This is a genomic window from Sutterella massiliensis (assembly GCF_016899755.1).
Classification (GTDB): domain Bacteria; phylum Pseudomonadota; class Gammaproteobacteria; order Burkholderiales; family Burkholderiaceae_F; genus Sutterella; species Sutterella massiliensis.
Genome location: NZ_JACJJC010000080.1, coordinates 1 through 1,325 on the forward strand (window position 1 = coordinate 1; position 1,325 = coordinate 1,325).

Below are 1,325 nucleotides of genomic sequence, written 5' to 3' on the forward strand. Positions count from 1 at the left end.
AGATGTGTATAAGAGACAGCAACTAACATGCTTATGTCAACACCCACAAAGGAGACTCAAATGACCCCAGTCTCTCGTCGTACCATCCTCGCCGGTCTTGCGGCATCCGTGGTAACTCCCTCGATCTTCGCCGCGGAAAACGGCATTCATCCGCACGCCCTTCGCTGGAAGGATCGCGCGATGACCGACCCCAAGGAAATCGAATACACGCTCAGGAAGGCCCGCGTCGGATCGTTCGCCTTCGTCGACGGCGACGAACCCTACGTGATTCCCTGGACCTACGGGTTTGAGTTCAAGGACGGCAAACTCAAGATCTACGTCCACTGCGCTCTCAAGGAAGGCCGCAAGCGCGAGATCCTCAAAAAGAACAACAAGGTGGCGTTCGACATCTACTGCGATCTCTCTTCCTTCACGAGCGACAAGGATCCGGGTACGAGTGGTTGGTCGTACCGCAGTCTCACGGGCGTTGGCCGTATGCGTCAGCTTGAAGGCGCCGAAAAGGTGCATGGTCTGCAGCGCGTCTTCGAAAATCAGGCGGGACACGTGCCGGCGACGGTCGACGAAAAGGCTGCAGCCATGGTCGACGTCCTTTGCCTCGACGTAGAGGTTTACTGCGGCAAGAAGGCGAACAAGAAGGAATGCCCGCTCCCTGAAATCAAGTGATGATTCGGCGCTTGATGTCGCTTGACTGAGAGCGCGAACCACTGATCATCACACTCGGCGGTTGTTCCGAAAATCAAGAGGAACGCCGCCAAAGAACAAAGCCCGGCTCGTCCGGGCTTTTGTTCCATCTTTTCCGTATACGGAAATCAAGTTGAATCGTCATCGGCACTGCGGAGAGCACCTCCTTCTTAACGGTGAGCTGTCGCGCCTTCTCCGTCAAAGGAGAAAATCTTTCCGTAAGACTGGATCGTCCGGATGGAGAGCGGCCGCATGAGCGTAGCCGGCCAGCGCATAGGGTTCATCGAGACTCGACTCGACGAGCATTGCGGCTTGCGATTGAGTAGTTGTAATTTTCAAAAAATTTCTTGAATTTCAAGGTGTTGCTCCAGGAATTTTGTCATCCGCTTTAACGCGCTCCGTGTCGACAGGGCTTCAGCAGCCTTGCCGACTCCCGTATTAGTCCACAAAATTCGTTCAAAAACAAATTTGCGCTTCCGGTAAACAAAGCAGTCCGCGCTGAGGAATCGTCTCTGTGCACGACGTCTCATGGCAGAGCGGATGCCGATTCGCTCTCCAATGCTTCGAGAAAGGCGGCGGCTTCCGCGGGTTTGTGCAGGCCGAGCTTTTTCATTGCGTTCGCGCGATGTCGCTCGATTGTTCGC

At 54.9% G+C, this 1,325-nt stretch carries 2 protein-coding genes; one reads left to right on the forward strand and one right to left on the reverse strand.

Annotated elements, in window-relative coordinates:
- Positions 1 to 60: 60 nt before the first annotated feature.
- Positions 61 to 663 (forward strand): pyridoxamine 5'-phosphate oxidase family protein, encoded by a 603-nt coding sequence (locus tag H6A60_RS11345; RefSeq protein WP_205104691.1) that lies wholly within the window; start codon positions 61 to 63, stop codon positions 661 to 663.
- Between the two features lie 353 nt (positions 664 to 1,016).
- Here H6A60_RS11345 and H6A60_RS11350 read toward each other — a convergent pair.
- A partial coding sequence (locus H6A60_RS11350; RefSeq protein ID WP_205104693.1) for a hypothetical protein occupies positions 1,017 to 1,325 on the reverse strand: 309 nt, incomplete at its 5' end.